The organism is uncultured Chryseobacterium sp. (genome assembly GCF_913776365.1).
Classification (GTDB): domain Bacteria; phylum Bacteroidota; class Bacteroidia; order Flavobacteriales; family Weeksellaceae; genus Chryseobacterium.
The window spans coordinates 1-6,444 of the sequence record NZ_CAJYMO010000025.1; the positions used below are offsets into that span (position 1 = coordinate 1).

8 protein-coding genes are annotated in these 6,444 nt (G+C 41.3%); 6 read left to right on the forward strand and 2 right to left on the reverse strand.

Annotation, left to right across the window (positions count from 1 at the left end; translation table 11 throughout):
• The 3 genes from QZ735_RS01510 to QZ735_RS01520 all read left to right on the forward strand — a co-directional run.
• A partial coding sequence (locus tag QZ735_RS01510) for an aminotransferase class III-fold pyridoxal phosphate-dependent enzyme (protein ID WP_294243539.1) occupies nucleotides 1-803 on the forward strand: 803 nt, incomplete at its 5' end.
• Nucleotides 804-1,067: 264 nt separating this feature from the next.
• Nucleotides 1,068-1,454 carry an START-like domain-containing protein gene (locus QZ735_RS01515; protein ID WP_294243541.1) on the forward strand — a complete coding sequence of 129 codons (387 nt, stop codon included), beginning with the start codon at nucleotides 1,068-1,070 and terminating at the stop codon, nucleotides 1,452-1,454.
• 77 nt (nucleotides 1,455-1,531) lie between these two features.
• Nucleotides 1,532-2,344 carry an aminotransferase class IV gene (locus QZ735_RS01520; protein WP_294243543.1) on the forward strand — a complete coding sequence of 271 codons (813 nt, stop codon included), beginning with the start codon at nucleotides 1,532-1,534 and terminating at the stop codon, nucleotides 2,342-2,344.
• Between the two features lie 569 nt (nucleotides 2,345-2,913).
• Here the strand turns inward: QZ735_RS01520 and QZ735_RS01525 are convergent.
• On the reverse strand, nucleotides 2,914-3,462 hold the full coding sequence (locus QZ735_RS01525; protein ID WP_294243545.1) for a YqgE/AlgH family protein: 549 nt from the start codon (nucleotides 3,460-3,462) through the stop codon (nucleotides 2,914-2,916).
• 24 nt (nucleotides 3,463-3,486) lie between these two features.
• Between QZ735_RS01525 and pdxH the strand changes: the two genes are divergently transcribed.
• The gene (gene pdxH / locus QZ735_RS01530) at nucleotides 3,487-4,128 is read left to right on the forward strand and encodes a pyridoxamine 5'-phosphate oxidase (RefSeq protein WP_294243547.1); all 642 of its coding nucleotides are present in this window, start codon (nucleotides 3,487-3,489) and stop codon (nucleotides 4,126-4,128) included.
• A 67-nt stretch (nucleotides 4,129-4,195) separates the two neighbouring features.
• Here the strand turns inward: pdxH and QZ735_RS01535 are convergent, their stop codons facing one another.
• Entirely contained in the window at nucleotides 4,196-4,513 is a 318-nt protein-coding gene (locus tag QZ735_RS01535; protein WP_294243548.1) for an HU family DNA-binding protein, read from the reverse strand.
• Nucleotides 4,514-4,913: 400 nt separating this feature from the next.
• On the opposite strand from QZ735_RS01535, the gene panD reads away from it, so the two are divergent.
• A complete protein-coding gene (panD, locus tag QZ735_RS01540; protein ID WP_162088538.1) occupies nucleotides 4,914-5,264 on the forward strand; it encodes an aspartate 1-decarboxylase in 351 nt (116 codons plus the stop codon).
• Nucleotides 5,265-5,268: 4 nt separating this feature from the next.
• Nucleotides 5,269-6,348, forward strand: coding sequence for a lysylphosphatidylglycerol synthase transmembrane domain-containing protein (locus QZ735_RS01545; RefSeq protein ID WP_294243553.1), 1,080 nt, complete (start codon nucleotides 5,269-5,271; stop codon nucleotides 6,346-6,348).
• Nucleotides 6,349-6,444 lie beyond the last annotated feature (96 nt).

The window sequence follows — 6,444 nt, forward strand, 5'->3', positions numbered from 1 at the left end:
TCGTATCCTTTAAAAATTCATATCATGGTAATACCCATGGGGCTTTAAGCGTATCGGGAAATGAAACTCATAAAAGGGAATTCAGGCCGTTGCTGCCCATGGTTTCTTTTATTGAATTCAATAATCCGGATGATTTCGGTAAAATTACCGAAAAGACAGCCTGCGTTCTTATGGAAACCATTCAGGGAGCAGCAGGATTTCTTGTTCCGGATCATCAGTACCTGGTAGATCTTAAAAAAAGATGTGAAGAAGTAGGGGCTTTGCTGATCCTCGACGAAATTCAGCCGGGATTCGGTAGAACGGGAAAGTTATTTTCTTTTGAGCATTACGGGATTGTACCGGATATTCTGGTAATGGGAAAAGGAATGGGTGGCGGTGTGCCGGTAGGTGCTTTTATGAGCTCGCGGGAAATCATGGATACCCTCGCGCACTCCCCGAAGCTGGGGCACATTACCACCTTCGGCGGAAACCCGCTGATTGCCGCAGCCAGCCATGCTACCTTGAAAGAGGTACTTGAAAGCGGACTGATGGATGAAGTGGAAGAAAAGGAAAAGCTGTACCGGGAGCTCCTGGTGCATCCTAAAATTAAAAACATCAACGGTAAAGGGCTGATGCTGGCAGTCAATCTCGGTTCCCCGGAATACACCCTGCAGGTTGCCAAAAGATGTATGGAGAAAGGACTGATTGTTTTCTGGCAGCTCTACCGCAATGAATATATGAGGATTTCACCGCCGCTCAACATTTCGAAAGACGAAATTGCAGAAGGCTGCAAAATTATTCTTGAGGTACTTGATGAAATCTGAAAACGGACAAAGGAGGATAGCCTGGCAGAGCATGGGATCTGCAAGTTTTTCAGCATTAAAATAAAGCATTAAAAACCAATCGCATACAGACCCTTCTTTCCGGAAGGGTTTCGTGTATACTTGCCGTAGCTGCTCATTATAGCAGTTAAACAATCATTTAAAAACCGCTGATAAATATCATGAAGATTGTATAAAAAAATAAAGACATAGTTGCGTAATAAAAAAATTAATTTATATATTGCGGGACGATAAAACAAAGATTATATGGCGAAACATAAAGTCCATTACGAATTTCCAATGCACTGTTTATCAGAGATTTTATATGAATATCTGGCTACTGCGGAGGGGTTGTCTGAATGGTTTGCGGATGAGGTAACAGAGAAAGGTGATGACTTCTTTTTCAGCTGGGGCGGCGGGCCTTCCGAGAAAGCGACTTTAATCAGATATAAGCCTGAAGGTTTCGTACGTTTCAGATGGGAAGAAGATGAAGGGACGAAACATTTCTTTGAAATGACCATCACCATTGATGATATTACAGAAGACCTGGCATTGAATATTACCGATTTCTGCGAAGAAGGGGATGAAGAGGAAAATGCAATGTATTGGGAAAATCTTATTGAAAACCTCAGAATAAAATTAGGAGCAGCCTAAACGTAGGCAGCACTGCATGATAAAACTGATGAACGATTTATCGTTCATTATTTTTTTATAAACAAATCAGAAGACACGTGGAAAACCGATATTTTACATCAGACGAAATACAGATCAGAAACAGGGCTTTTCTTTTGGGTGACACCGTAAAGGTCTCCTTCTTTATCCGGAATGCCGCATTGATCATGGACGAAGAATGCTATTTCTTCTTAATGGCTTCCATGAGAAAAATGAGGATGAACATTCCGCTGTCTTATACACTTGAATTTTTTCAGTCGCTTTTCCGGAAGGAAATCATCGAAGATGAAGGAATTGTGAACGGAATAATCAATTTCCAGGTATTCCGTAACCGGGATGCGGATATTCTGTCTAAATCTTCAGTATCTTATTTTTACGAAGTAAAGGAGATTGCAGATGTAATGTCGGTTCATGAAAGGCCTTTGGAACTGGATATGATAAAGGAAATCAATGTCAATAACAACCTTTTGAGCAACATCCGGGTTCATAGCCCGGAAAACATTTACGGGGAGATTTATGCCCAGGAAAATGACCTGGATGATATCATCCTCCTGAATCCCAATAAAAGGATTGCCCGAACTACCTGCGGCAACCTGCTGTTTCTGGAAGGTGATGTGATCAAGGTTCCCAAACAGACCGAAGGCGCCTATATTTCGCCTTTGATGGAGAACTTCGTGACTTTCCTGCACAAGAATAATCTGGCGGATATCCAGGAACACGAAATCATCGCCTTTGAATCCCAGAAAGCTGAAGAAATCCTCCTGGTCTCCGATGAAAAGGGAATATTTTCAGTAGGCAAAATAAGAAACAGGACTTTCGGCAATATCCGCTTCAGGGAACTGACGGAAAAATGGAGAAGCAGCTTTCTTTAACTGATACCTTCATGCAAGAGAACAGCCCTGCCGGATTTTACGGCAGGGCTTTATTTTATCAACCTTATGCCTGGAAAACGCAATGTATAGTATGACGGGTGAGATCGATTATAGCGGCTGGTCCTGAGGACGAATCGGTATCAAATTCGGGAGGTGTTGTCTTTTATTGTATGATGAGAAGACTGAAGTGAAGAATATAATAAGCCCTCCGGGAATAACCTGTTTTAGAACTCCTGTTTTCTCGAAACTTTATAAGCTGACCGGCGTGATGGCGGATGAACAAACCCTTCTGTTTGATTTCAAAAGAAGAATCCGTACCGGGCTTTAAATTGGCAAACCCGGTAAACAACTGATGAAGGTCCTTTACCGGGTTTTATTCTGAAATGACTCAGAATTATATTGCTTGAAATCCAGAATGACAGAAAGTGTAACTATAAATTACCTGAACATGCTCATTCTGTATTTCTGGTTTTTTACTTTAGCAAATAACGTGAATTGTCAGCACAATAGATGTTAATGAAGTCTTAAATTTTGTTAAATTTTTGATATGCTTCTAATCATATTCTGATTTAGTTTAAAGATATATCTTCAGGGGAATTTGCCCAGAGCAGGTATTCGCCACCCAGATTCTGCATAATGGACTTCCATAAGGTCTGGTCATTCGGCAGGGTATAGTCAAGATTATAAACATCCACAACAGTCCATACTTTTTTCAGGACTTCGTCATCCAGCTGCAAAGGTGACCATCCTGAATATCCTGAGAAAATTTTAACGTTATCAATGGTAAGCTCACCGCTCAGAACGGCACTGATGATGTTCTCTACTTCTTCAGTAAGATAAAATTCAGAGGTTATTTCCGTAAAGGTTTCCGTTACTTTATTGCCTTTGACAATAAAAAAAATCTTGTCATTCTCCACAGGGCCTCCGTCATACACTTCAATTTTAAAATCAAAGAAATCTTTGAACTTATCACTCATCTGGCTGTTCTTTTTATTCAATATCAACCCGAATGCACCCTGCTCATTATGCTCAATCACCAGCACCACTGATCTTGAAAAAATATCACCGGAAATATCAGGGGTGGAAATTAATATTTTACCTTTGTATGAGTAATTCATACTCAAATTTAATAAAAAATATTTATGGAAAACCTGCACGACAGAAGAAAAGTGTATGACAGATCCCAACTTATTGAAAGTGAGATTAAACGAAATCCGATTGAGCAGTTCAGGGACTGGTTTACGGAGGCTACAGAAAGTCCGGGGATCTCTGAGGCCAATGCCATGTCGGTTTCCACCCTGGAAGAAGACGGCTGCCCGCGTACCCGTATGGTGCTGCTGAAAGCGTATACCCATGAAGGATTTATCTTTTACACCAACTATGACAGCAGGAAAGGGAAATCCATAGAAAAGAACCATAAAGCCTGCCTGCATTTTTTCTGGCCGGGACTTGAGAGGCAGGTCATCATCAAGGCAGATCTTGAGCGAATAGCAGAAAACCTGAGCGACGGATATTTCCATTCCAGGCCCAAAGGAAGCCAGCTTGGAGCCGTTGTTTCACCTCAGAGCCAGGAAATCCCGGACAGGCAGTTTCTGGAAGAAAAGCTGAAACAGCTGGAAACAGAATATGAAAATGCCGAAGTTCCCAGGCCTTCCAACTGGGGCGGATACATAGCCAGGCCCTACGAAATCGAGTTCTGGCAGGGTAGGCCCAACCGGCTCCACGACAGGATCATCTATACGCTTGAAGAACTGGACTGGCATATTGCCAGGCTTGCACCGTAAGCGGCAAGGCTCCCAATAAAAAACCTCACCGTTCATCGGTGAGGTTTCAATTTTATAATCCGGTTGATTATTTTTTCTTTTTCCCTGCAGCCGGAGCCGGAGCATTAGCGGTAGCCACTGCAGCAGCAAGATCAGCACCTGCCTTAAATTTGGCAACTGTTTTAGCTTCGATGTTGATCGGTTTTTTAGTAGCAGGATTGATTCCCTGTCTTGCAGCTCTTTCTGCCACTGAGAAAGTACCGAAACCTACTAAAGAAACTTTTCCGTCTTTCTTTTTCAGGGTATTCATTACATTGTCTACAAATGATTCAAGAGCAGCCTTGGCCGCAACTTTGGATATTCCTGCATCTTTGGCGATAGCGTCGATTAGTTCAGACTTGTTCATAATTTTTTTTAATATTAAGTTAGTTCGTAATAATAGCAAATATAATACTATTTTGTAAATACGCAATTTTTTTGAGAAAAAATAAATGATAGTTCGTAATTTATCTAAATATGATTAAAATTTGATAATTCGAATTTTCACGTAAAATCAAGGTTACACGTTACTAAAATTATGCCAATTGCTTATGTATATTGACTTTAGAGAGATGTGGTAAATATTTACTGTATTTATTAAATCCTGAATTTTAGGCAAACTGATAATGCTTTCTTTAATATGTTAGTGATTTTACAAGTAATCGGCGCAAAAATTATGTCAAATAAAATTAAAAAACCGGTTCGGTGATCATTTTAAAATCACGTTAAAAAGCCTTTTTGTAAATATTTATTAATAAATTTGCAGCATGTTAATAGAAGTTTTTAAGTCTAAGATTCACAGGGTGAGAGTTACGGCTTCTGACCTTAATTATATCGGAAGCATTACCATTGATGAAGACCTGATTGACGCTGCAGGACTGGTAGTAGGAGAGCGGGTGTATATTGTCAATGTAAACAACGGTGAGCGTTTTGACACCTATGTTATTAAAGGGAAAAGGAAATCCGGGGAAGTATGCCTCAACGGTCCTGCTGCCAGGAAAGTACAGCGGGATGACATTATTATCGTGATTGCTTATGCCCAGATGACTCCTGAAGAAGCACGCGACTTCCAGCCGAAAATTGTCTTCCCCGACGAAAAGACCAATCTTTTGACGTAAGCTGATGGAGAAAAAATCAACAAAACCTTTAAAAACCTTACTTACAATAGTAATATCGCTTGCTTTTGCAGGCTTTTTTTTATGGCTTGCCTTAAAAGGGCTGGACTTTAAAGTGATCCGTAAATCACTGGCAAAAGCCAATTACTGGTGGGTGCTTTTTGCGGGCTGCTTCGGGATTGCGGCTTACTGGTTCAGGGCGGTGCGATGGAACCTGATGCTGGAGCCGATGGGCCACCGGATTTCAAATTCCAATTCACTGTGGTCCCTTTCATTCGGATACCTGATGAACCTTACCATCCCCAGAAGCGGTGAAGTGGCGAGGGCTACCGCATTGTACGGCGTGGAAAAAGTTCCTGTCGATAAATCTTTCGGAACCATTATCTTGGAGCGGGTGGTGGATCTGGTGTGCATGCTTGTATTTTTATGTCTGACCGCAATATTCAAGTTTGATACCATTTTATCTGTCTATCATTTTGTAACGGAGAAGAACAGTGAAAAGAAAATATTTATTCCTAATTTTTTCGAAAGACAGATGATGAAACTGGGAATACATGATTTCGGTTCTTTCTACCTGTATCTGAAAGCAGGAATTGTCATCGTGATTATAGCAGGCCTGATTGTCCTGTACAGATTCAAAAAAGAAAAGTTATTAAATTTCGGTAAAGGGATACTTCAGGGCCTTACTTCCATATTCAGATTAAGGCAGAAAGGGAAATTCATCCTTTATACTGTTGGTATCTGGGTTTCTTATTATTTTGCAGCTTACCTGGTCTGCTTTGCCCTGCCGGAAACTTCAGATTTCAGTTTTGACGACGGATTCCTTATCCTTGTCGTGGGAACTTTCGGCATGATTATTCCGGCCAGCGGCGGGATCGGGGCTTTTAACCTTGCGATGAAGTACGGTTTTATGGCCTTGTTTATTTCCATGGGCAGAAATGGCGAGCTGGGCGGTGAGGTAGGGCTTACCTATTCTTTTATTTCCCTGCCGCTGCAGATTACCATTATGCTGGTAATGGGACTGACTTCGATACCGATGCTGGCTAAAGCCAGGAACAGCCGGGCCGGATCTCCGTTGTCCGAGTAAAACAAGTGACTTTGTTAAAGATAAAATCCGGCAAACGCCGGATTTTTTTATTGAAAGATGGCATCATATCCGAATAGCCCTTGCACCTTCTTCCGG

What these genes read in the sequence shown, in the direction of transcription:
- QZ735_RS01515 (WP_294243541.1), top strand. Translation starts at nt 1,068, where the DNA reads ATGGCGAAACATAAAGTCCATTACGAATTTCCAATGCACTGTTTATCA.
- QZ735_RS01525 (WP_294243545.1), bottom strand. Translation starts at nt 3,462, where the DNA reads ATGAATTACTCATACAAAGGTAAAATATTAATTTCCACCCCTGATATT.
- pdxH (WP_294243547.1), top strand. Translation starts at nt 3,487, where the DNA reads ATGGAAAACCTGCACGACAGAAGAAAAGTGTATGACAGATCCCAACTT.
- QZ735_RS01535 (WP_294243548.1), bottom strand. Translation starts at nt 4,513, where the DNA reads ATGAACAAGTCTGAACTAATCGACGCTATCGCCAAAGATGCAGGAATA.
- panD (WP_162088538.1), top strand. Translation starts at nt 4,914, where the DNA reads ATGTTAATAGAAGTTTTTAAGTCTAAGATTCACAGGGTGAGAGTTACG.
- QZ735_RS01545 (WP_294243553.1), top strand. Translation starts at nt 5,269, where the DNA reads ATGGAGAAAAAATCAACAAAACCTTTAAAAACCTTACTTACAATAGTA.